General features: G+C 32.9%; 18 protein-coding genes. 3 read left to right on the forward strand and 15 right to left on the reverse strand.

The genetic code is table 11. From position 1 onward, the window contains the following. Nucleotides 1-138: 138 nt before the first annotated feature. The 6 genes from TD29_RS07330 to TD29_RS07355 all read right to left on the reverse strand — a co-directional run bounded on the left by TD29_RS07330 (nucleotide 139) and on the right by TD29_RS07355 (nucleotide 14791). Entirely contained in the window at nucleotides 139-4980 is a 4842-nt protein-coding gene (locus tag TD29_RS07330; RefSeq protein ID WP_040279837.1) for a T9SS type B sorting domain-containing protein, read from the reverse strand. A 179-nt stretch (nucleotides 4981-5159) separates the two neighbouring features. Beyond that, nucleotides 5160-6998, reverse strand: a complete 1839-nt coding sequence (locus tag TD29_RS07335; RefSeq protein WP_052467018.1) for a gliding motility-associated C-terminal domain-containing protein — start codon at nucleotides 6996-6998, stop codon at nucleotides 5160-5162. A gap of 48 nt (nucleotides 6999-7046) precedes the next feature. Beyond that, the gene (locus tag TD29_RS07340; protein WP_040279839.1) at nucleotides 7047-9461 is read right to left on the reverse strand and encodes a T9SS type B sorting domain-containing protein; all 2415 of its coding nucleotides are present in this window, start codon (nucleotides 9459-9461) and stop codon (nucleotides 7047-7049) included. Nucleotides 9462-9468: 7 nt separating this feature from the next. Further along, nucleotides 9469-12873, reverse strand: a complete 3405-nt coding sequence (locus tag TD29_RS07345) for a T9SS type B sorting domain-containing protein (RefSeq protein WP_040279840.1) — start codon at nucleotides 12871-12873, stop codon at nucleotides 9469-9471. A 138-nt stretch (nucleotides 12874-13011) separates the two neighbouring features. Continuing rightward, entirely contained in the window at nucleotides 13012-13836 is an 825-nt protein-coding gene (locus TD29_RS07350) for an ABC transporter permease (RefSeq protein WP_040279841.1), read from the reverse strand. A gap of 52 nt (nucleotides 13837-13888) precedes the next feature. Continuing rightward, a complete protein-coding gene (locus TD29_RS07355) occupies nucleotides 13889-14791 on the reverse strand; it encodes an ABC transporter ATP-binding protein (protein WP_040279842.1) in 903 nt (300 codons plus the stop codon). Between the two features lie 124 nt (nucleotides 14792-14915). Here TD29_RS07355 and TD29_RS07360 point away from each other — a divergent pair, with 124 nt between their 5' ends. Next, nucleotides 14916-15977 carry a hypothetical protein gene (locus TD29_RS07360; protein ID WP_040279843.1) on the forward strand — a complete coding sequence of 354 codons (1062 nt, stop codon included), beginning with the start codon at nucleotides 14916-14918 and terminating at the stop codon, nucleotides 15975-15977. Between the two features lie 12 nt (nucleotides 15978-15989). Here the strand turns inward: TD29_RS07360 and TD29_RS07365 are convergent, their stop codons facing one another. The 8 genes from TD29_RS07365 to TD29_RS17845 are packed head-to-tail and all read right to left on the reverse strand — an operon-like array spanning nucleotide 15990 to nucleotide 22137. After that, on the reverse strand, nucleotides 15990-16565 hold the full coding sequence (locus TD29_RS07365) for a HupE/UreJ family protein (RefSeq protein WP_040279844.1): 576 nt from the start codon (nucleotides 16563-16565) through the stop codon (nucleotides 15990-15992). A gap of 40 nt (nucleotides 16566-16605) precedes the next feature. After that, complete coding sequence (locus TD29_RS07370) at nucleotides 16606-17127, reverse strand: IS1096 element passenger TnpR family protein (protein ID WP_040279845.1); 522 nt, start codon at nucleotides 17125-17127, stop codon at nucleotides 16606-16608. A 48-nt stretch (nucleotides 17128-17175) separates the two neighbouring features. After that, on the reverse strand, nucleotides 17176-18201 hold the full coding sequence (locus TD29_RS07375) for a COX15/CtaA family protein (protein ID WP_040279846.1): 1026 nt from the start codon (nucleotides 18199-18201) through the stop codon (nucleotides 17176-17178). Between the two features lie 3 nt (nucleotides 18202-18204). Beyond that, nucleotides 18205-18654, reverse strand: coding sequence for a GNAT family N-acetyltransferase (locus TD29_RS07380; protein WP_084203412.1), 450 nt, complete (start codon nucleotides 18652-18654; stop codon nucleotides 18205-18207). 22 nt (nucleotides 18655-18676) lie between these two features. Then, nucleotides 18677-19054, reverse strand: a complete 378-nt coding sequence (locus TD29_RS07385) for a hypothetical protein (RefSeq protein WP_040279847.1) — start codon at nucleotides 19052-19054, stop codon at nucleotides 18677-18679. A gap of 6 nt (nucleotides 19055-19060) precedes the next feature. Then, complete coding sequence (locus TD29_RS07390; RefSeq protein WP_040279848.1) at nucleotides 19061-20488, reverse strand: CCA tRNA nucleotidyltransferase; 1428 nt, start codon at nucleotides 20486-20488, stop codon at nucleotides 19061-19063. Nucleotides 20489-20538: 50 nt separating this feature from the next. Then, nucleotides 20539-21099, reverse strand: coding sequence for an L-threonylcarbamoyladenylate synthase (locus TD29_RS07395; RefSeq protein WP_040279849.1), 561 nt, complete (start codon nucleotides 21097-21099; stop codon nucleotides 20539-20541). 36 nt (nucleotides 21100-21135) lie between these two features. Then, nucleotides 21136-22137 carry a glycosyltransferase family 52 gene (locus tag TD29_RS17845; protein ID WP_052467019.1) on the reverse strand — a complete coding sequence of 334 codons (1002 nt, stop codon included), beginning with the start codon at nucleotides 22135-22137 and terminating at the stop codon, nucleotides 21136-21138. A gap of 79 nt (nucleotides 22138-22216) precedes the next feature. On the opposite strand from TD29_RS17845, the gene TD29_RS07405 reads away from it, so the two are divergent. Both TD29_RS07405 and TD29_RS07410 read left to right on the forward strand, forming a co-directional pair. Continuing rightward, nucleotides 22217-23020: a glycosyltransferase family 2 protein gene (locus tag TD29_RS07405; protein WP_040279850.1), complete on the forward strand. Its 804-nt coding sequence runs from the start codon at nucleotides 22217-22219 to the stop codon at nucleotides 23018-23020. Continuing rightward, nucleotides 23013-23780 carry a lipopolysaccharide kinase InaA family protein gene (locus TD29_RS07410; protein WP_040279851.1) on the forward strand — a complete coding sequence of 256 codons (768 nt, stop codon included), beginning with the start codon at nucleotides 23013-23015 and terminating at the stop codon, nucleotides 23778-23780. Before TD29_RS07405 ends, TD29_RS07410 begins: the two co-directional genes overlap by 8 nt. Here TD29_RS07410 and TD29_RS07415 read toward each other — a convergent pair. Beyond that, nucleotides 23760-24530 (reverse strand): glycosyltransferase family 2 protein, encoded by a 771-nt coding sequence (locus tag TD29_RS07415; protein WP_040279852.1) that lies wholly within the window; start codon nucleotides 24528-24530, stop codon nucleotides 23760-23762. The genes TD29_RS07410 and TD29_RS07415 overlap by 21 nt on opposite strands. Between the last annotated feature and the right edge of the window lie 51 nt (nucleotides 24531-24581).

The following is a 24581-nucleotide window of genomic DNA, read 5'->3' on the forward strand; positions in this document are numbered from 1 at the left end:
CTTTGAAATACATACATTGGGAGTGTAAATTTAAGACTTGTAAGCTAAGTAAAAAATACCCACTAATGAGTATTTTTAGTCTAAGCGGTGCTTTTTTGGGTAAACTGCTATTTTTGCTTGTACTTTTTTTTAAAATTATTACAAACGTAAAGCAAAATGTCCTTTGACCTGAAATTCGATATTACCCTTTTTAACATCGGCAACAAACCAATAATCATTAGCTCGCATTAGGTTTCCGTTATAATAGCCATCCCAACCTCTAGATTGTGAATCTAGTGTAGTTAGTAATTTTCCGTAGCGATCATAAATATAAACCATGGTGCCTGTTAACGTTTCAACACCTGTTATGTGCCACGTATCAAAATAAGAATCATTATTTGGTGTGAAAAATTTAGGTGCATCAATGACAACTATTTCTTTGCTTACTTTGGCACAACCATTCAAATCTATTATGGTTATGGTGTGATATCCTAAACTTACGTTTTCAAAAAACCCAGAATATTGTGGCGGATAATCATCCAGTTGATATAAATAATTACCAATACCACTAATGGTTACTGTAATATTATTTGGATCTGAGAAGTCAATTGTTTCGGTGATTTCTATGGTGGCAGATTCAGACTCTGTGACATTGAAAACTTCAGAACTTACACATCCATTTGGTGTGGTTACTGTGATAGAGTAAGTGCCTACATTTGTAATTTCAATTTCAGGGGTTGTTTCATTTGTTGACCAATGGTACGTATCACCAACATTATTTGTATTTGCGCTAACTAAAAGGGGTAAGTTATCTAAACAAATAACTTGATCACCAATATCTAAAACAGGTCTTTCAAAAATAGTAATCATAAAACTTGTAGTACTATAACATCCTGTATTATTGTTTTCTACTCTTACATAAATCGTTTCGTTTGTCATGGACTCATATGTGTCTCCAAGTTCTTCAACAGCTTCTTCTGCAAATAACTGGTCTAAGTAATAACTTACTGTGAAGTCATTTGGATTTTGACTACCTAATATTTGTGCATTTTGCTGTAATAAATCAAACTCTAAGAAACCATCAAAATCGTTATCACAGGCTTCTAAATCTTGTGGTTGATTGGCTATAGGTAGCGGATTGATAACAAGATTGAATGTATGTATGAAAAAACATTGTGTCGTAGAAAAAGCAAAACGAGCAAATAATAAGTCGTTTGTAGTTAGGTAATTATAATTGGTGTCTAAAGCATTCACTTGGTTGCGTGCATCATCTTCCGAAGAAAAATACGTAATAACTACATTTTCTGTTTCTATTAATAGTACATCGGTTATTTGTGTTAAATCTGTCGTATTTGTTTCTGTATCGCAAATCTCATAAGCGCTAATTGGATTAAATACTGGAGGCAAATTAACGATGAGTTCTAAAGGTAGCGTTACAAAACAGTCTGAAATTGTATTGGTTACTCTAATATAAACCGTTTGTGAGTTTGTAAGATTTGTATAATTTGTAGGATCAGGTATTGCATTAATATAGGCGTCTGCATCATTAACAGTTTCATGGTAAGATATAACAATATTATCGTGTCTTACATCTAAAATATCAAATTCTGTTTGTGTTAAATCAAAGGTAGTAATCCCATCGTAATCATCGTCACATTGTTCTAATGGGATTGATGGGTTTACATCTGGTGAAGCAATAACGTTAAGAACAAAAGATGTGTAAGACTCGCAAATAGAACCATTATTTATTCTCACATAAATTTGCTGCGGATTTACAGTATTATCAAAACTTAAGGGTAATGGGTTATTGTTAGTGTGAGCATCTAATTGAGATGTATGAAATGTAACATCTTGAATATCAGAAATACCTTGAGTAATTTCATTTAATTGTACATTAAAGTCAAAATTAACACTACCATCATTTGTAACGTCATCACAGATAAAAATATCTGTTGGTTCATTGAATTCTGGGTTTGTTCCAACCTCAATTTCTAATGATGACGTAGAAAAACAGTCTGGATCTGTAGTGTTTTCAACACGAATATATATTGTTTGTGGGTTAGAAGTGTTTACATATACTGCATCTTTGTCAATTGCATCGGTATTGTTTTCAGCGTCTAATGCTGTTTCAAAATAGAAAACTTCTTTGCCAGTTTGCCCATTTAAAATATCAGCATCTTGAGTTGAGAAAATAAATTCTCCAAAACCATCATCACCAATTTCACAAAATTTATACAAGCTTATATCATTAATAATAGGTAACGTATTTACAATGACATCAAAATTTTCTATACTCGCACAACCTGTTGTTGCATTTTCCACTCTTACAAATATTGTGCTTGTAGATACCGTATAAGATGCTGTGTTAGAAATTGCATTCATGTCATTTTCAGCGTCATTAAAAAGTGTGTGAAACGTAACATTTGTATTGATTGTAGTATTTACAACTTCTGAAATTTTAGCATTCAAGTTAATCGTTGAAATTCCATCTTGGTCATCATCACAAATAATAATATCTGTTGGTTCATTAGAGGTAGGAGCGGGTAAAACTTCAATTTCAAACATGTTGATACTAGAACATGACGTTGGTCCAAATGTGATTCTAGCATAGATGGTTTCTGTAGTTGCTGTATTGGTGTAAATTACTGGTAACACATTAGCATTATCTTCAGCGTCAGTTTGTGAGGTATAGTAACGCACAGTAAATTGAGGTTCACCATTAGTGATTAAAACATCAAACTCACTTAAATCAATAGCTGTTATACCATCTTGATCTTCATCACAAATAGTTTGAGCGCCAATTGGATCAAATTCAACAATTGGGTATAATATTAAATCAAATTGAGCATCTTCTTGACACGTAGGACTTGTTAATGTAATATAAATTGTTTGAGGATTTTCTGAGGGTAAAAAAGGTGCAGTGACATCAATAGGGTTTATTTGATTATCTCTATCTTCTTCAGTTAAATAATAAGCAATATCAATATCATAATCCATGATAGCTTCTAGTTCTCCTATAATACTTTCTGTAATCTCTATGAAATCAAACTCCTCTACACCATCATTGTTCTCATCACAAAGTCCGTAATTAGTAATGTTCGTAGCGGTTAATAATAAATTAGTATGTAATTCTATAGCAGTGACAGATGCGCAACCTGTTGTGTCATTTTCCACTCTAATAAATACAGTTTGCACGTCACTAATGGTGTTTTCATAATTAGTGATATCTGCTATTGGATTTGCACCAATATTAGCGTCTTCTTGAGTTTGATGAAAAGTAACTGTAACATCAGTAATACCCTCTAAAACATCATTAATTATTAAGCTTAAATCAAATATTGCGAAGCCATCTAGGTCTACATCACAAGCATCAATATAGTGCTCTTCTGTATTAATAATTGGTTTATCATTAACTTCAAAATTTAAAGTTGTGGTAGATGAACAGCCAGTTATACTATTGGTAACATTAACAAAAATAGTTTCGTTAGTATTTGTATTCGCATAAGGTAATGCAATAGCATTTGTACCTAGTGATGCATCTTCTTGTGTAAGATGGTAAGTGACTACGAGGTCTAAATTTCCATTTGTTATCTCATCATCTTTTTCAGATAAATCAATAAGTGTTGATCCATCTGCAGCATGATCTGCACAAGCTAATAATTGTGTAGGTGCTGTGATTGCAGGTAAAGGATTAACGATTAAGTCAAAACTTTGATAGGCTAAACAACCGTTAACTGTATCTTCTATTTTTATATATATGGTTTGTGGGTTTGATGTATTCTGAAATGAGCCAGAAATTACACCACTGCCATTTTCAGCATCATTAGCCGTTAAATGATAAGAAATTTCATAGCTAGAATCAGGAACAGAGGCTAAAATCTCTACATCTTTAGTTGATAAATCAAATATTTCTTGTTCATCGCCACTGGCATCATCACATAATTGATAATCGCTAATGGCATCTGCAGCTTGAGTTGAACTTAATGTTACATTGATAGAATCTTCAATAACACAAGTAGAACCTGCTAGTGGAATTTCAGCAAAAACAGTATACACGCCTGTTTGAGTTGCGTTTAAAGTAGATTGTGTTTCTCCTGCAAGTAAATTATTATTTAGATGCCAAGAGTATGTGGCATCAGGATTGTCAATATTTCCATCTAAAGTTACTGTACTCGCGCAAGTTTGAATATCTTCACCTAAATCAACCGTGGCATTAAAACTATTTCCTTCTATAAAAACAGCCGAATCATAATTTTTATCGGTTTGATCGGCAATAACAAGTTTAATACTATATTGAACATTTGGTAATATGTCTGCCATGGCAGTTAGCACAACAGTTCTCCCATTATAATTAGTGTCTCCAACATTATAACCTTCAAAATATTGTTCATTAGAAGCCGAACAGAAACCCACAATATCATCATGTATTGTATTTGTATTCACGGGTGTTGTAGTACCAGGAATAACAGCAATATTTACATAAGGATCTGCCGTTCCGGTTTGTTTAATAAGAAAAGCAAAACCATCTGAATAGTTACAAGGAAAATCTCCAAAATATTCTTCTGATGCTAATATGTAATTAAATTGTATTTGGTTGGTAACCGATATAAAGTCAAACTCAATTGAGGTTGCATTTAACGTTCCTGTAATACCCAATGCAGATTCTAAATCTGGATCTGTAGCCCAATTCGATTGTCCTTCATTTAAAATCTCGTTGTTTTGTGTGTTGCCACCAGAAATGGCGTTACCTGTAGATAACATGATACCGTTTTCAAAAGGAAAGTTTGAGCCAGCTCGTTCAAAATAACCAAAGCTATTAAAACCGTTGACTTCACCGTTAAATTGCGACTGTATATTTGAAGTTTCTACACAACCTTGAATGAGGTTGTTCTCTATGAGCTGTTGTTCTGTAAATGAATCGTCAATACTTATTTGTTGTGCATTAACAACACAGCAGCATAGACATAATAAACTACTGAGGGATATTTTAAATAAGTTCATTTTTTAAGCGGTTAAGTTTAGACTAATATTTCTTATCAATTTGGGATTGATAGGAGTTGAGGCACTAATTAAGCGTAAAACTAGCAGAAATTTAGTTGAAATACAAAAAAAGACGACTAAATACATGTTATTTTAACATGTGTATGTAAAATTCTTACAAATTTAGGCTTATTTGGTTTTTAGTAACTTACATATACCCAACCTATTAATGGTTTGTAATTATCATCATTTGGAGTTAAAATGTAAAAATAGGTGCCTACAGGTACAAGTTTACCATGATTATTAATGCCTCTATTTACGAGACCATACCATTTTTGATTATTATCACCTTCAAAAATTAAAGTGCCATAACGATTAAAAATTTTGAGTTCGTGATTTTCAAAAATATCGTATAACCCTTGAATGTTAAACCAATCGTTGGTACCATCATTATTAGGAGAAAAACCTTCGGGAACATAAGGTGGGCAATTTTCTACAGCTACTTGAAATTCATAAACATCATAACAAGGTGCATTATCTGCTTTAACATAAATGGTTTGGGGATTATTAGTATTTGAATAGTCTCCAGGATTACTAATCGCATTTTCATCGGTTTCTAAATCTTCTAGAGTTTCATAAAACACAATGTCGTTACTAGTGTTGATTACACTCAAAAAAAGCTCAACTAAATTAAATGTTGCACTGTTAAACCCTTCATTACAGCTCATGTGATTTGGTAGTACTTGCACAGGAGGAACAGTTAATAATTCTACAATACTTTCAGTGCTATTATTAGTTTCTATGATTTCAGCAACTGTACCATCTCCTGATAAATCATCATCAACAAAAAGGGTTAGCAAAAAAATATCATTAATCTCATCAGGAAGTATTAGTGTGATTGTGCCGCTTTCCGAAGCATCAATAGCAATTGGGTTTTCAGTGAGTGATTGTCCAATAAGTATACCATCGGCATAAAACGCAATTGGTGTATTTGCAGGCAATATATCTGTACTATTTACATTAAAAACGGTATAATCTACCACAATAGTTCTATCACCACAATTAATGGTGTAATTATCTAAAAGAATAGTCGCATCTGGTAGTTGACTATTTAAAACTGTAATAATATTATTGATAATAATAAGGTCGGCTCTAAATTGTCCGTTTTGATCATAATCACCAGTGGTTAGTTTTATGGTGGCACTCGTATCTCCAATACTAATGTTATTTTGAATATCATACACATCTAAATCACAATTATAATACGTGTTTGAATTTGTAAATGTATTCGTGCCATTAAATGCATTATCACCTAAATTTAAAGGCGGATTTGAAATGATATTATCATTTATAGATAAGCTTTCTCCAAAATTCAAGCTATTATCACCTTCCCAAGTCAAAAAACCAATTTTTGCACCAACATTATCAATGACATTAAGGTTGTCAATGTCAATAATTTTTTCTTGATTATTTCTATTAATAATTTCCAAACCTTGATACAAGTTCACTTGATTTAATGGTAAAGCTGCATCTTCATACACAATATAAATGCTCCATCCAGCAAAATTGGTGCGATTTGAGCAGTAGGTACTATTGGTTGTAAGTACTTCGGAAATGTCTAAATCTGACAATTCGTAGGTTGTATTACCTTCGGAAATGATAAAACTCGTCACATCTGCATAGCAAGAAAAATATGTTAATGTATTCGCGTTTTCTGTATAATCTACGGTATAGGTGTCATCGGCTTCTACAGCGAGTCCATTAAGCGTGACATTTGTATCTCCAGAACCCGATCCAGCCCAATATAAATAAGCAGCTGTAATGGTATTTGTTGCTGGTAAGTTTAAATCTGCACTCGATGATGCTAGCGGAAAGCAAAAGCTTGAATCTAAATTGTTTTCAAACGGATTAAGTGTGTTTCCTATGGCTGTATAATCATAACGACCATTAAACTGCTGGAATAACTCAATATCTTGTGCAAACGATGAGGATGTCAAAACAAATGTAAATAGTATAAGTACAAATTTGATAAACCTCATAAGTGCTAATTAATATTTTAAATTTACATTTTTTTTTTAAACTTCCTATTAGCGTATTAAAGCAAAATGACTTTTAAACACTCGACCGTCTTCTAGAGTAACCACAAACCAATAATCACTTGCTGGCATATGAAAACCATTAAAAGTGCCGTCCCAACCAGGACCAAGCGGATCAACTTCTGCTAATAACTTCCCTAAACGATCAAAAATTAAAATTTGAGAGTTAGGTTGAAAATCGCTAGAAATCCCTTTGACTTGCCACGTCGGATTAAATGTGTCTCCATTTGGTGTAAAATATTTTGGAAATCCAATTACCGATACAATGTCTTCTACAGTACCACAATCATTTTCGATATCACGTACATAAACGGTATGAAAACCAAAACTCACATTTTCAAAAATATTACTGTCTTGGTATGTGCCTTCGGGATCATCTAAAGCATATTGGTAAATACCATCACCTTCTACAAATACAGTAATAACATTATTAGATGTTGCATCGGTCACATGAATATCTAAAGTAGCCGTACCAGAAGCTAAGACATTAATCGTTCTATCTTTAAAACAACCATCTGTTGATGTTACTCTTACTGTATAGGTTCCTGGTTCATTGACTTCAATTTCAAATTCATCTTCTCCTGTAGACCATTCATAATAGTAATTATTTGGTGTATCATCAATTAAGCCACCTGTTAATACAATGGTTTGCGGAAATGCGTTTAAACAATAAAATAGGTCTTCTTGAACCACAATATTAGGCAACTCATACACTGTGAGTTCAATCTCACTGATGCCAAAACAGGCATTCATATCTTCTACACGAGCAAAAATGGTTTGGTTATAAGCTGTAGTGTTGGTGAAATTAGTTCCTAAAGCATTGTCTTCTAGTAAGGCATCGTCATAGGTTTCATGAAAAGTAACCTCAAAATCAGGATCAATTCCGAAGAGTATAGCATCCACAGTATCGTTTAGATTAAAGTTTGTAAATCCATCTTCAGTGCCATCATCGTCACAAGCCTCTAAACTTGTGTTATTAGAGTCGGTAGCACTTGTTTGCAGAGTTAATTCAGCAATATTAGTACATCCTGTTTCGGTATTGGTAACTAAAGCGTAAATAATATGCGGATTAAAATAATTCTCAAAAGCATCTGCATTGAGCTCATCTTCATGGTTTTCTAAATCTTCAAGCGATACATAAAACTGTATAGTTCTATTAGGAGCTCCTCCTGTAATATCATCAAAAACTTGGTTGAGGTCAAAGTTTGTGAAGCCTTCAGGAATACCATCTACATCACACTGAAATAATGATGTGTCAAAGGCGTCAGGAAGGGGAATGATAATTAAGTTTAGTGGTACAAATCCAACACATTGGGTTGAGATTTCTTCAACACGAACAATAATTTGTTGTGTTTCTGGTACTGTATTTTGAAATGATGTTGAAAGTGAATTAGTGTTCATCTCAGCATGCTCCTGGTTAAGGTGAAAGGAGAAATTGTAATTGTTAGGATTTAATCCATTTAAAATTTCTGGAATTTTTGATGTTAAATCAAATTCTGAAATTCCAAAAGGTAAATCTGCTATACTACAATTTTGAAAATCACTAGGCGTTATGATTCCAATATCTGTGACATGTAAATCTATTCTTGCAGAGACAAAGCATCTAGATACCGAATTTAGGATTCTCGCATACACAGATTGAGGATTGTTAGTATTTGTATAAGGACTAATTAATGCATTAATACCTAAAACGGCATTCTCTTCAGAGTCATGGTATGTGATATCAATATTAGTTTGGTTACCAATAATGCCTGAGGTTAAAGTTTCTAAATCAAATTGAGTGATACCATCTCCAAAAGGCGCAAGGGTGTCACATGCATCTAAATCTATGACATCATCAGTGGTCATTTGGTTTTCTGGCGGATTTGGAAATTGAGAAGTTCCTGTCCAGTCTAAATTAAACGGACTGTTTCCTACAGGTCTATCAATTAATAAATAATAAGTTTCTCCAGCTAAAACTTCAATTTCATTGACAAAACTATTTCCATCTGCACCTGGACCTTCAGCAGGATCAGGTTCAGTAGCATTCATTCCTGTTAGATTATCGCCTTGATTTGCTGCGAGAGGATTTGTAGATGAACACCTAATTGCTGCACCTAAATTGGTACAAGAATCTGTTGGTCCAAATAATGCAAAGTCATAATCTTCAGCTAAATCAGTACTATTTGGTGTTAGCTTAAATCCAAAATTACCTGCTTGTTCAAAAGTAAGTCTAAACCAAATGGTATTATTTTCAATCATAGAACATTCATTGGAGAAAAATTCTTGTGTGCCAACACCTACAACATTTAAATCAATATTAGAATTTCCGCAGATTTGAATCGCATTTACACAATCATTTGGTGATTGAGAGAATGATGTTAGTGAGATAAAAACTAATAACGCGAAAACAAATAACTTATTCATAATAGGCTTAACGTATTAAAGCAAAATGACTTTTAAACACTCGACCGTCTTCTAGGGTAACTACGAACCAATAATCACTTGCAGGCATATTAAAACCATTAAAAGTTCCATTCCATCCAGGGCCAAGAGGATCAATTTCTGCTAATAATTTACCAAAACGATCAAAAATGAGCACTTGAGAATTAGGTTGGAAATCACTAGAAATCCCTTTAACTTGCCACGTAGGATTAAACTCGTCTCCATTTGGAGTGAAATATTTAGGGAACCCAATAACCGAAACAATCTCATCTACAATACCACAATCATTTTCAATATCTCGAACATAAACCGTATGAAATCCAAAACTCACATCTTCAAAAATATTACTGTCTTGGTAAGGACCTTCGGGATCATCTAAAGCATATTGATACATACCATCTCCTGATGCAAAAACTGTAATTATATTATTTGAAGTCGCATCTGTAACTTGAATGTCTAATGTTGCAGTATCAGAGGCTAATACATTAATCGTTCTGTCTTTAAAACAACCATCTGTAGACGTGACTCTCACAGTGTACGTTCCAGGTTCATTGACTTGAATCTCAAATTCATCTTCACCAGTAGACCACTCATAATAGTAATTGTTAGGTGTATCAAAATCGTCTATCAAACCACCTGTTAATGTAATGGTCTGCGGAAATGAGTTTAAACAATAATATAGGTCTTCTAGAATCACAATATTAGGTAGCTCAAATACGGTGAGCTCAATCTCACTAATGCCAAAACAAGCATTCATGTTTTCAACACGAGCATAAATAGTTTGGTTATAAGCTGTAGTGTTTGTGAAATTAGATCCTAAAGCATTGTCTTCTAGTAAGGCATCATTATAGGATTCGTAGAATGTAACCTCTAAATCTGGATCAATTCCGAAGAGTATAGCATCTAAAGTATCGTTTAGATTAAAGTTTGTAAATCCATCTTCAGTGCCATCATCGTCACAAGCTTCTAAACTGGTGTCGTTAGAAGATGTAGAACTTGCTTGTAGAGTTAATTCAGCAATATTAGTACAGCCGGTTTCAGTATTGGTAACTAAAGCGTAAATAATATGCGGATCAAAATAATTCTCAAACGCATCTGCATTCAGCTCGTCTTCATCGTTTTCTAGATCTTCTAGTGAAACATAAAACTGTATAGTTCTATTTGCAGCACCACCTGTAATATCATCAAAAGCTTGATTGAGATCAAAGTTGGTGAAACCTTCAGGAATACCGTCTTCGTCACATTGTATGAGCAATGAATCAATAGCTTCAGGAGCATCATTAACCGTTAAAATAAATGAACTTGTAGAGAAACAATCGGTATTAGCATTATTTTCTATTCGTACAAAAATTTCTTCGGTATAAGCTTCTGTATTAGTATAAGAGTTTGCGAAAGCACTGGTGTTATCGTTAGCATCTTCCTGCGTTGGATGATATGTTATGGTATACAATGATGGATCTTGAGTCCCTAGAATTCCTGCGTTTTGAGTATCTAACTCTAAAGTCGTTAAACCATCCATACTATTGGCAGTAAAATCGGTATCACAAATTGTAATATCGTCTAAAGTGTTTATTGCAGGAGTAAGAAAAACCGTTACTGTAAATGATGTTGTTGCAAAACAATTGGGATTGTCATTATTATCTACACGAGCGTAAATGGTTTGAGGGTTTTCTTCGGAAGTAAAATCACCAATAATCTCGTTCATATCATCATCTGCATCCTCTTGCGATGTATAATAATGTACTGTGTATTGGGTTGGGTCTTGTGTATCAAGAATGTCTAAATCTTGAAGAGTAAGGTCAAAAACAGATGTTTCCGTAGCATCACAATTTACCATATTTTGAGGTTGTGTTGCAGTTGGTATATCAAATACACCAACAACAGCTTCTCCTTCAATAGGGCATTCACCATTATTAGGTTCAATATAAACCTCGTAAAACCCTGGGCTATCAATATCCAACTCAAAGGTGGTTTCTGCTAATACAACATCATCTTTAGTCCAGGCATAAGTTGCTCCAGGAACTTCTTCAGCAATTAAAGTATAAGAATCACCTGTACACAATTTAAGCTCAGTCGTACTAATTCCGTTTTGAATGATATCTATTTGCGAGTTAAATAATGATTGTATAAAAGGCGGTAAACCTATTCGGCTTACATTTTGAAATCCACCATTGACATCTAATAAAATGCCGTTTTCATCATAATTAACTGCTGTTCCTGTTAATTCAGGATTATTAATGATACCTATAAAACTTCCAGTGTTAGGGAAATTAGGAAAAACCATTTGCGCTCTATAAATGCGTTTATCTAATCCTAATTGAAGAGCTCCTGCAGTTAGTGAGCTAGAAAAATCAATTTCATTTCTAGAACCAAATATATCTGTACTTTCTAAATCCCATTGAAAAAGGCTACTTCCTTGATTATTACCACCAATTCCAACGCCAACGGTTGCATAGACTTTTCTGTTTTCCGAAGAAAACTCAACACCATAAGGGCTATCATTCTCATTAGGGCCATACAATTCTACCGAGTTAGAAACAACACCTGTGTCATTATCAAAATCCATTAAATACACGCCTCCTCCAGAGTCGCCACCTTCGGTAATTGCAAATCCAAAATGAGCTACTGCTAATTTAGTACCATCTGGAGAGGCTTTAAGGTAACCAAGAGCATTTCTACGATATCCAGCTACAGGAACCTCTGGTCCCACAGTTGAAATGACAGGTGTTGTTTGTACACCATTGATATCTATTTTAAAAGCATAATATTTATTCACAAAATGGGTAATTACCCAAAATGAAGAACAATCATCTGCTTTAACGGCTGTAATTTTTTCTGAGCATTTAAAGCGTTCCTCAGCCGGATCTGTAGGGTCATAAGTGACTAACGGAACATTTTTTTCGGTAGCAACAACATCACCTAAACCACCATCTAAAGTAATATCTACCAAAGAATACATTAATCCATTATTTAAGCCATCATCTGCTGTTGTTGGAGGAGACGGATTAATATGATGAGGTTCATCTACAGTAAAAATATAATAGGAGTCTGGATCTTGTGGTTTTGGCACTATTAAACCAGACGAAGTACTAGAATCGTCTCCTTTTAAACCTGTGCCAAACGCTTCACTCGCATTTGCCATTGGGTTGTGATTGGCATTCCAGACGGTTCTACCATCAGAGTAAAACAGTAAATTTCCATTGGTGTCTGAAATAGAAGTACAACCTTCTAAGGTGTTTAATTGTCCGTCTGTGATTGCCGTAACGGTTCCGTTTCCAGCATTAAAACGTAGTCCTGCGTTTTGTCCAAAAAACCAATAGGACGCTTCTTGTTGTGCAAAAGAGAAAGCAACACAAAATAGTGTTGCAAAAAGTAAGAGGGATTTTTTTTTCATGTAATCATCGCAATTAGCTTAGCACGTTTTAATAACTTCATGAATAGAACAATTGATTGCTTAAAATTCCTAGGTTTTATTCTGAAATTTTAACCAACCAATTAAGTTCTTTTTCATAGCACTAAGTCACTAAAGATATTACAAATCTCGCTTCTTTAATAATCTATACGATAAAAAGATAAATAAGGCAGTCCAAGCTATGACGATTGCAAATTCATACCAATGCACAGCAAAATCATATAAAAAGTCTTGACCATTAGGCGCTTTAGATATAGCAATACGTTGAAACGGTTGGTCTATAAGCTTATATATTGATTTTAATGGGAAAAAATTCTGGATTTTTGTAGCAATGCCTTCATCGATTTTCCAAGCTAAAACACCATATATAATCCATTCTAAAAGAAATAATACAAATAAGAATGCCAAAGCAAAAGCCGATCGTTTAACCAATACCCCTAAAAATAAACATAAACTGAAAAAACCAACAAGCTTTACAAAATAGGCAAGTAGATATTCAATATCTCTAAATATTAAATGTACTTCATCAATACTTGAATAAAATAAACCAACGAGCATACAAATTATAAAAATCAATAATGTTGATAATGCCGAAAAGAAGACAATTGTATAAAATTTAGAGAGAATAAATTCTTTCTTACTCAAACCGTCAATGAGGTTTTGTTTAATGGTTTTGTTACTATATTCATTACCAATCATACTCACCACAACAATGGCAAAAAAGAGTTTGAAGTAGGAGGCAAAAAAAGTCATGATATGCCATACAATCGGAAAATTAAAAACGCCATAATGACCTACTTCTAACGTAAAATAGTTAAAGACATTAAATCGTATGGATGACAATAAAATGATGAAAAAAGGTAAAATAAATGATATAAATATAAGAACCTTACTCGCTCTATTAAGCAGTAATTTTTGAAGTTCTAGTTGTAATAATCTTAACATGGTGGTTGATTTTTTTACCTTTATACTAGTTAAAGGCAAGTTGATTTGATGATTAAGCTTCTGTATTATCTGTTAATTGCAAGAATTGTTCTTCTAAACTTTCTTTACGTTTCACGAGATGAGAAAGGATAATCCCTTCTGTAAACATGAGCTTATTAAATGTTGGTGCATCCATTGGTTCGTTTAAAAATGCAGTGATTAGCTGATCTTCAACCTTTATATTTCCGAAGGAAGCATGATTCTCTAAAAGCGTTTTAAGCTCATTATGTTGTTCTGCCTTCAATTCAAAAAAGCCATGACTTGAGATCATTTCATCTACACGGCCAGCATACAATTTCTCGCCTTTACGCAATACAACAACATGAGAGCACACTTTTTCAACTTCGTCGAGTAGGTGAGATGCCAAAAGGATGGTTGTTCCAGTGCTCGCAATATCTTTGATTATTTTTCTAATTTGATGAATCCCTTGAGGATCGAGACCATTTGTAGGTTCATCTAGAATTAAAATTTCGGGATCATTTAACAATGCAGATGCGATGGCTAAACGTTGTTTCATACCCAAAGAATAGGTTTTGAATTTATGATCTTTACGGTCTAAGAGTCCAACAATTTCTAATTTTTCATTGATTTTACTGAGATTCACACCTTTAATTCTGCACACTAACTTTAAGTTTTGTTCTGCAGTCATGTATGGGTAAAAATTTGGTCGTTCAATAATAGCACCTACTTTTTTAAGTGCGTTATGCGTTGAGATACTGCCATCAAACCAATGAAAATTTCCTTCGGTTTTATTGACAACGTTTAAAACAATACCTAGTGTTGTTGACTTCCCACTTCCGTTTGGTCCTAAAATACCGTAAACGTTGCCTTTGTTGATAGTAAACGACAAATCTTTAACAGCAGTGAGGTATCCAAATTTTTTGGTAAGATTATTAATGGTTAAAATTGGTTCCAAAATTTGATTGATTTTTTCTACGGAAAAAAGGAATCCGCAGTGGTTGATTACAAATACGACGAACAAATAGAAATATTGTTACAAAGTAATTTTGAAAATAGTAAATTAGAGCTCAATTAATACTATGGACGATTTAAAGATATCAAAAAAGAAACCTACTTATCCCATAAACGATAAACTGTATAACTATTTAAAAGCTTATAATCGAAACTTTAGGCTTCCCATTTTTTATGACGATTTATTACGATTTCAAGGTTCTATAGTGGTTTATGACAAAAATGATGAAGATACGCTTTGGGTTCGTGTGTATTATAATGAGTTTGAACGCGAAGAAATAGATTTGAGTCTCAAACGTGTGTATTCTAATTTAATATCTGATGGTAACGAAACCATTTTTAAGTATCTAAATATTGATGCTATAGATTTCTGTACGTTTGGTAATACCAAGCCTTTTAGAATTAAAGTGCGAAACATTCTCAATGATAATTATACCTATTTCTATGTTAAAAAAGCCGATGCTTCTCGTGTTTATGGGCTAGAATTAGAGCACATGCTTTCGCCTTATAACCTAAATTTTTTAGTTTATAAAAATACAATTATAGAAGAGCATATTGCAGGAATTCCTGGAGATGAATTTATAAAAACCATGTTGCCTGAGTGTAATTCATCAGAAAAATCACAAATAGCAAAAGAGTTTGTAAAATTTAATGAGCGTTGTATGATTAGACTTTTGGGAGATATGCGTTCTTACAATTATGTGATTGTACCTACACACGATTTTGATCATGTAGTTTTTAAAATTAGAGCCATAGATTTTGATCAACAATCTTACGAAGGAAAGTTGAACATTTACAGACCGCAATTTTTTAAGGAGAATTTTAAAATGGTGGAATTGGTTAGAGAGAAAATTCAAAAAGAATCTGTAGATCAATATAAAATTGAAGAGCGCTCTATTATTGTGCGTCGTATGCGAAGTTTTCAAGATAGAATAGGCGAGTTGTTAGACTGCATGCAAGCCGATACTATTTCTAATACAGACAACATTGAATTACTAAAGGAACAAATTTATAATTATACGTTAGATCTAGAATTTAGAAAAAGCAAAAATATGGGTCAGGTTCTAAGAAATGCACTCGGTTTTGTAAAGCGTAATTATGACGGGATAAATATGGATGGTTTTTCTTGATGAGGTTAGTGTTTAGCTAAAAATCATCTTCAAAACCAACAAAAAGATAATTGTATTAACTGCAAATTTCACCCATTTTATATTCGATTTCAAAACCAATTGAAGTATTGAGATTACAGCTAGCAATCCAGTAACAATCAACAACTGCGCCAATTCAATACCAACATTAAACCCTAAAAGCGGTAAAACTATAGATTCTCCATCAAAAAGCATCATTTTAATGTAATTAGAAAATCCTAAACCGTGGATGAGCCCAAAGACTAGCAAAATGATATATGTAATAGTGAGTTGTTGTTTGGTTTGCTTATCCTTCAGAATAAAATAAAAATTATTTATACAACTGAGTAAAATGGTAATTGGGATGAGTAGTTCTACAGTATCTGCATTTATAGTGACTAATTCTAAACCTGATAAGAATAAAGTGATGCAATGGCCAAGCGTAAAAGCAGTGACCAAACCAACAATTTTTTTCCAGTCTTTAAAAGAAAACAGAATACAAAATGAAATGATAAAATAGAAATGGTCTAGACCATCAAAGTCTAAAATATGATTGATACCTTCTTTTAAATAAAACCAAAAGTCAGTCATTATGCTACTTTAAATAAGTGATCGAGTAAAATTAAGATGCTTAGTTCCAGTTTTCGTCAAAATCGAGATCGCTGTAATCATCAACATCAATATCGTCATCAAACTCGTTAAATTCGTCATCGTTAAGATTTTCGACTTCAAAACTTTTTTCTGGAGCAGAGTCTGGTATTTGTCCGTGAACAAACATCAAGTTAGGGTAATCTGTACCTTCAGAGACTTCAACAATTTCGGCAAGCTCTACTAAAAATGTCCACATACTCATAAAGTCATACACATAAATGAGTTTGGTTTGCGTAGTATCAAGAATTGTATTGAGTGGTGTTTCACTCATCGTTCTAGCGTCATTATGCCCTTCACTCACATCAAACATTGAGATTTCTTCCCCTTGATCCCAATCTTCATTACTCACATAAAATGATGCCATTTCTAGTCCGTCAAACCCAAAAGATTGAGTAATAGCATTGTGTAAGTCTTCTAAAGAATCGGTTTCACGAATTTCGATATCTCTAAAAATATCGTCTTCGGTATCATTGTCAAGGATAACTCTAAATCTGTAAATCATGTTCAAAAATTAAGATTGCAAAGATACTACTAAAGTACAAATAAAGTTTTATGTTAGAAGTGCTTTTTTGTGACGACTTTCTAAATAGATATAAAACTGAATCCCAAATAACACCAAAGCAATAACCAAATGCAACGGTTGTGATAAAAACGGAAAATCTAAATAATACATGGCAATACCAGTTATAACCTCAGCAAGAATGCATACCATTACAAGCATACTCTTAGTATATCCTAAATTTAATTTTTTACTTCGGAAATATAACCAAGCATTAATAACCAGTACTAAAACAGAAAACGTACGATGCACATAAAATTGCAATGTTGGGTTGTCTAACCACATCGATTTAATGTATCCAATATCTTTAACACGTTCATCAATATGCTGTCTTACTTGTGTACCTAACACAACTTGAACTAAAGTTAAAAGTATTGCAATTAGCATAACGTTTCTAAATTTGGCATCAAATATTTGTTGTCTATGGGCTGTTTTTGATGCATAAATTAAATACAAAATCATAGCTACAATAACCATAGCCATCACCATATGAACCGTTATTTTAAAAGGTGCTAAGTTAGAATCTACAACGGTTTTGCCTAACCAAGCCTGAAACGCCATTCCAAAAACAGTAGCAATAGATAAAATGGTTAGCCATTTGTTTTTTCGCCATAACCAAAATGAAATTATAGTAAAAATTAAAATAGGAATTCCTGATAACGCACCAGTTAGCCTGTTAATGTATTCTACCCAAGTATGTGTTGGGTTAAACGCAGCATAATCATGTTTTGTATAAGCTTCCCAATTGTTGATATTTAATGTTTTTGAAGAACTAAAATCTTGTGAAGCAACCAGTAACGCTTCATCTTTTATAATCACAATTCCTTTTTTGTAATCGTGGTTGGGTTTAAATTGTAATTCGGAAATATCTGTTGGTGGAATATAATAGCCAAAGCATTTTGGCCAGTCTGGACAACCCATACCAGAACCTGTCATACGCACAACAGCTCCTGCAATAATTACTAAATAAACTAATACTAATGCAACTTTGGCCGATTTTCTAAATGCTTTTTGCATGGTTTAAATGTCTTTTTTAAAACACAAACTATTGTCCATATCAATATATTGACCATAATTTGGGATGATTTCATAGTTACTCTTTTTGTAAAATGCAACTGCAGCTTTTTGACGAATTCCTGTTTCGAGAACGCAGGACTTAAAATTTAATTCTTGAGCCCAAAACTCTAAAGCTCTTAAAATTTCCGAAGCAATACCAGTACCACGCATTGCAGGAGTAACATACATTCGTTTAATTTCTACACTTGTATTGTTAAAAGCTTTAAATGCGCCACAGCCAGCAGGTTTGTTGTCTACGTACATGAGAACCACATGGTTTAAAACGTCTATGTTATTAAATTGGTTATAGAAATCGTGTTCATCACCATCGGTCATTTTTAAATACGCATCTAAATCTTTAACCAAACTGCTAAAGTCTTTATTTTTTGAGTTGGTTCTTATGATTTTAATCATATAATGACATTAATTTTTATAACTATTTACTAACTCTAGTTAAGGGTATTTCAAATTTATGATGGTGTGTTTCTCCATCGTTCTTATAACTTACCTTAAGCTCGTAATTTTCTTGCCCTTTGTAGTAATCTGCTCTAGTTTTAATGGTTAAATGCATAAGCTCACCATTAATAGATTTTTTATTTAATCGTACACCAACACCAATTATAGTCACTTTATTAGGATTGATGTTTGTTAGTTTTAAGGTTGCTTTAGTTTCGGTTACACCATCATCTAGAGTGATTTCATGTGGAGACACTAACTCTATTTTTTGGAGTCCATTCTCGTAAATAAATTGTGAGCTTTTACATGAGAATAAAGTACCTGTTGTTATTAATAAAAAAAGGAATCTTAATTTCAAATTGTGTTACGCTTTAATAGTTAAACCTAGTTTTTTACCTTCTTTAAGCATCAATTGATAAGCAGCATCGTACTCATTTGGTATATCTCCTTCTAAAATAGCCTCTTTAATGGTTTCTTTAATTTGACCAATTTCTCGTGATGGTTTTAAATTAAAAGTGGTCATAATTTCTTCACCAGAAATTGGAGGTTGAAAATTTCTAATATGATCACGTGCTTCTACCTCATCAATTTTTTGACGAACAATTTTAAAATTGTTATGATATTTATTAAATTTTCTTGGATTTTTTGTGGTGATATCTGCTTCACACAGTACCATTAAATCTTCTACATAATCACCAGCATCAAAAACCAGTCGTCGCACAGCAGAGTCAGTCACCAAATCTTGAGCCAATACAATTGGTCGCGAACTCATAAATACCATTTTTTGAACAAATTTCATTTTGTCATTTAAGGGCATTTTTAATCTTTTAAATAAATGATATACCATTTTTGCGCCTTCAAACTCATGCGCATGAAAAGTCCAGCCTACTTTTTTACTAAATTTTTTAGTTGGTGCTTTACCAATATCATGTAATAAAGCTGCCCAACGTAACCAAACATTATCTGTGTTTCTAGCAATATTATCAACAACTTCGAGGGTGTGATAAAAATTATCTTTGTGAGTTTGACCTTCAACTTCGTCAATGCCTTTGAGCGCAGTAAGCTCTGGCATAATGTGTTTTAAAAGTCCAGTTTTTTCTAAATGTAAAAATCCTATAGAAGGCTTATCACTTGCGAGAATTTTGTTGAGTTCTACTACAATACGCTCTTTAGTGATTATTTTTATGCGATCATTATTACGAGAAATGGCTTTTAAAGATTCGGCTTCAATTGTAAAATTGAGTTGTGTTGCAAAACGAATAGCACGCATCATTCGTAAAGGATCATCGCTATAGGTGATATCTGGATCTAAAGGTGTGCGAATGATTTTAAGCTCTAAATCTTGGATACCATTAAATGGGTCTAGCAAATTTCCGAAGTCATCTTCAGATAAATTTAAAGCCATAGCATTAATCGAGAAATCTCTACGGTTTTGATCGTCTTGTAGTGTTCCATTTTCTACAACTGGATTTCTACTATTTTCATTATACGATTCTTTACGTGCACCTACAAATTCAATATCCATGTCGTTATAGACTAACATGGCAGTTCCGTAGGTTTTAAATACTTGTACTTTGGGTTGGTTTGGTAGGTTTTTAGCAACTTGTTTAGCGAGTGCAATACCGCTTCCAATGGCAACAATATCTATATCTTTATGATCACCACGATTTAAAATAAAATCTCTAACAAAGCCACCAATAACGTAGCTATCAACACCTATTTCTTTTGCAGATTTAGAGATGATTTTGAAGATGTCGTTTTTTAGGGCTTGCTTGTAATTTGTATTGGACATTTGTATTTGTGTATCTACTTGTTGTGACACAAGTTCGTGGCAAAACGCTGTTATTCTCGTATAATCTTCACCATTCCAGAATTACTTAATTTAATAATTGTTGAGGGTTTAGATTGATTTTTTTCGTTTTGCAAATTTACGACATAGTCCACACCTTTTAAAATCTCTTCACTTATTTCTTTGAATGATTTAGGCGTGGGTTGTCCACTAATATTAGCAGAAGTTGAAACGATGGGTTTTTTAAAATACTTGATTAGCTTTTCGCAAAAGGTATTTTTAATCACACGAATGGCTAATGTGTTATCATTTGCAATTAAATTTTCGGCAACACCTGCAGGATCGTCATAAATAATGGTAGTTGGTTTATCGGCAATATCTAAAATTGTGTAAGCCATATTAGGCACATTATCTACATGTTTTTCTAGCATCGCATAGTTGTTAACTAGGCAAATTAATGCTTTAGAATCTGTACGTTGTTTTAGTTTATATACTTTTTTTACGGCTTCGTAGTTGGTTGCGTCACAACCAATTCCCCAAACCGTGTCGGTTGGGTAAAGTATCAGTCCGCCTTGTTTTAAAGTTTGTATGGCATTATCAATATCGTGTTTCATCACTAGTATGAGGTTTATATTATGGGAATAGCCATGTTATTTTTTAAAATAGGCATGACCAAGGTTGATTTTTGTGTCTACGTTCTCTAAGTTGTCAATGGCTGTTGAAAACGCAGTGAATGCTTTTTCAAATTGGAGATTAGGAAGTAGATTTAATAATTCTGCAGGAAACAGTTTTGGGAGCACAATTATTCGTTTATCATTATTAAAAACGGTTTCATAATTGGTGATTTCTCTTGGATGTGGTTTAATGTAAATTAAGTCTGTTTCTGCTTGTTTTACAAAGCCTTTGTAAAGCTCTAGTTTAATCGATTCATTGTCAACAACACCATCTTCATTTAAAGTTTGTGTAATAATAATGCTTTTTGTTTTTTCTAACGGAAATAGGCTATTCTCACTTAAATTAGTTGTAGGCAAAAAGGCTAGTGAAAGCGTATTTAACTTCTCTAAATCTAGATTTGCTAGCGTTTGTTTCCAATTAAGTTGTTCTGATTTTATCTTTAATTCTTGTGGTAGTTGTTCGGGATTGGTCGCAAAAACTTTTGATATTCTATTGTCAAAGCCATTTACTAACGGACGATTAACAAGTTTGCTCGTAATTTTTTTTGATAGTTTTGGAGCAGGAGTAACGTAGGTTTTAAGGCCATCTTCAATCATAAATTTATTATGATCTGGATATTTGTAGATAAAATAATTTTTTGCCGAATCGGGTGAGCATATATAAATATCAAAGCTCGTATCGTTTGATTTAATACTATTTAAACTATGGTTTTGTTGATCTATAAGTTCAACTATTTTTTTTCTATTTAAGGTATAAGTTAGTTTTCCTGCTAATTTTTTTTGCTGCTGTCTACCAACCATTAATATAACATGGTCAAACCACGGCGTTTTTTTGAGGCCATCAATAAGTGTCTCAATATCAGGTGTGATTTCAACAATAACAAGTGTGTTGTTTTTAAGTTTTCGTTCTTCTATTAAAAGGATAGATAATAGAATGTGATACACCGAAGTTATTACAAATAATCCTTTAGACTTCATTTATATATATAAATTTAGAATACAAAAATATAACTATTTTTGTCTTAGAAATTAATTTTACGAAATCAAACTTTTATTGATGTCAAAAAAAGTAAGTACAACTCTTATTATACCAACTTATAATTGGCCTGAAGCCTTAGAGTTAGTGTTGCTAGCAGTTAAACGACAAACCCTTTTTCCTGATGAAGTTATCATAGCAGATGATGGTTCAACACATGAAACTAAGATGTTGGTAGAGCAGTTTCAAAAAGATTTCCCTACAGATTTAAGGTATTTGTGGCATGAAGATAACGGATTTCAAAAATCATTAATTTTAAATAAAGCAGTTGCTCAAGCTAAAGGAGATTATATTATACAAATAGATGGTGATTGTATAATGCATAAAAAATTTATTTATGATCATGTGTCTGCAATTGAGAGAAATACATACTTGTTTGGTTGTAGAGTAAGCTTAAAAGCATTTTGCGTACCTAAACTTTATCAATTTAAAACCATCGATTTTTCATTTTTTTCAAAGGCATTAACCAAAAGAGGAAGAAGCTTGTATTTACCTATTTTAGGTAAACGTTATAAACGACAAGATTATTTGTCTAAAAAGGTTAGAGGCTGTAATCTTTCGTATTGGAGACAAGATTATATTGATGTTAATGGTTATAATGAAGATATTACTGGTTGGGGAAAAGAAGATACCGAGTTTGTGATTAGAATGGTAAATAACCATGTGTATGGCAAACGATTAAAATTTAGAGGTATCATATTTCATATATGGCATAACGAATTTTCTAAAAAGCGAGTCACTCAAAATACAAGAATCCAATCTGAAACCATCAATAACAAGATTGTATGGTGTAACAACGGAATTGATAAATACCTAAATGAATAGAACTAAAGATATACACGAGTTATATAAGCCAAACGAAGCCTTTTTAGATGATATCATTACTAACTATGATACTAAAGGCGAAGATTTTGGTAATCAAGATAGAAACTCATTAAAGCTGTTTAAACTTGGTGACAAAACCCTAAATGTCAAATCATTTAGAATCCCAAACCTAGTGAATCAAATTGCATATCGTTTTTTTAGAAAAAGTAAAGCGCAACGCTCTTTTGAATATGGAAAATGGCTTAAAAGTTTAGATATAGGAACGCCAGAACCTATTGGCTACTATGAATATACAACGCCATTTTTATTCAAGAAAAGCTATTATATAAGTGAGCAGTTAGATTGTGAAATAACCTATAGAGAACTTACAAAAAACTTTGATTATCCTAATCACGAAGAAATTTTAAGAGCATTTACGAGGTTTACCTTTAAAATGCATGAGAAAAAAGTTCATTTTTTAGACCACTCACCAGGCAATACCTTAATTAAAAAAGTTGATAATAATTATGAGTTTTATCTCGTAGATTTAAATCGCATGGAGTTTAAATTATTAGACTTTGAAACACGAATTAAAAACTTTGCAAAATTAACCACTCATGAGTCGATGGTTAGAGTGATGAGTGATGAGTATGCCAAATGTATTGGTAAAGATCCTGAAGTCGTATTTAATTTAATGTGGAAAGAAACAATGGACTTCCAACATCGTTATTGGCGACGACGACGTTTAAAAAATAAACTGCTATTTTGGAGACGCAAGTAAGTTTTTTAAAGCCTTATATCTATAAAAAACACCATATGCATTAAGAGCGCAAATGGTGTAGCCTTCTTTTCCATCTAAAAAACCTAATCTAAAAACATAATTAGTTAAAAACTTATATGCTGGTTTAAAATAAAAGTGAAACCAATTAGGTCGTGTGCCCTTTTTTAATAATTCTTGAGCTTTTAATAAGCCATAATGCTCTGTTTTTCGTTTGTAAGCGTCATAATCACTAAATGAATAATGCAACATATCATGTTTTAAGATCTTAAATTCGCCTTTAAAATCTAATAATTCGTGCACCAATTTATCGTCTCGATATTTAGTGACTCCCTTTTTAAACAATCTAAATACTTGATCGGTTTGCAATCCGCTAAAACGCATCATTTTATCATTAAACATGAATTTCCTCGGAAATTTAAAAGCGTCAATACCGTTATTGTGTTTTACAGATGCGACTATCTCTAATTGAGAGGCTTGGGTTAAGCGCTCATCAGCATCAATAAAGAAAATCCATTCACAATTAGCTTGCTCGATAGCGTAGTTACGTTGGTCTGCGAAATTTTTAAACTGACGTGATATAACGGTTACGTTATCCATTTTGGATAATTGCTCATAAGTACCATCGGTACTATAGGAGTCTATAACAATGATTTCGTCAGCAAACGAGAGGTTACTAATTACCTCTTCAATGTGTTTTATTTCATTGAAGGTAATCATTAAAGCAGATATGTTACTCTTATTGGTTTTCAAATTTGACGTTAAGAATCTGCGTAAAAATAACTATTTTTGACCCAATGAAAC

The organism is Psychroserpens damuponensis, from assembly GCF_000826655.1.
In the GTDB taxonomy this organism is placed as follows: Bacteria; Bacteroidota; Bacteroidia; order Flavobacteriales; family Flavobacteriaceae; genus Psychroserpens; species Psychroserpens damuponensis.

Excerpts from the sequence above, each read along its gene's own strand:
- TD29_RS07375 (WP_040279846.1), bottom strand. The coding sequence starts at position 18,201 with ATGCAAAAAGCATTTAGAAAATCGGCCAAAGTTGCATTAGTATTAGTT.
- TD29_RS07360 (WP_040279843.1), top strand. The coding sequence starts at position 14,916 with ATGGACGATTTAAAGATATCAAAAAAGAAACCTACTTATCCCATAAAC.
- TD29_RS07365 (WP_040279844.1), bottom strand. The coding sequence starts at position 16,565 with ATGACTGACTTTTGGTTTTATTTAAAAGAAGGTATCAATCATATTTTA.
- TD29_RS07405 (WP_040279850.1), top strand. The coding sequence starts at position 22,217 with ATGTCAAAAAAAGTAAGTACAACTCTTATTATACCAACTTATAATTGG.
- TD29_RS07380 (WP_084203412.1), bottom strand. The coding sequence starts at position 18,654 with ATGATTAAAATCATAAGAACCAACTCAAAAAATAAAGACTTTAGCAGT.
- TD29_RS07410 (WP_040279851.1), top strand. The coding sequence starts at position 23,013 with ATGAATAGAACTAAAGATATACACGAGTTATATAAGCCAAACGAAGCC.
- TD29_RS07350 (WP_040279841.1), bottom strand. The coding sequence starts at position 13,836 with ATGTTAAGATTATTACAACTAGAACTTCAAAAATTACTGCTTAATAGA.
- TD29_RS07395 (WP_040279849.1), bottom strand. The coding sequence starts at position 21,099 with ATGAAACACGATATTGATAATGCCATACAAACTTTAAAACAAGGCGGA.
- TD29_RS17845 (WP_052467019.1), bottom strand. The coding sequence starts at position 22,137 with ATGAAGTCTAAAGGATTATTTGTAATAACTTCGGTGTATCACATTCTA.
- TD29_RS07390 (WP_040279848.1), bottom strand. The coding sequence starts at position 20,488 with ATGTCCAATACAAATTACAAGCAAGCCCTAAAAAACGACATCTTCAAA.
- TD29_RS07345 (WP_040279840.1), bottom strand. The coding sequence starts at position 12,873 with ATGAAAAAAAAATCCCTCTTACTTTTTGCAACACTATTTTGTGTTGCT.
- TD29_RS07370 (WP_040279845.1), bottom strand. The coding sequence starts at position 17,127 with ATGATTTACAGATTTAGAGTTATCCTTGACAATGATACCGAAGACGAT.
- TD29_RS07340 (WP_040279839.1), bottom strand. The coding sequence starts at position 9,461 with ATGAATAAGTTATTTGTTTTCGCGTTATTAGTTTTTATCTCACTAACA.
- TD29_RS07335 (WP_052467018.1), bottom strand. The coding sequence starts at position 6,998 with ATGAGGTTTATCAAATTTGTACTTATACTATTTACATTTGTTTTGACA.
- TD29_RS07330 (WP_040279837.1), bottom strand. The coding sequence starts at position 4,980 with ATGAACTTATTTAAAATATCCCTCAGTAGTTTATTATGTCTATGCTGC.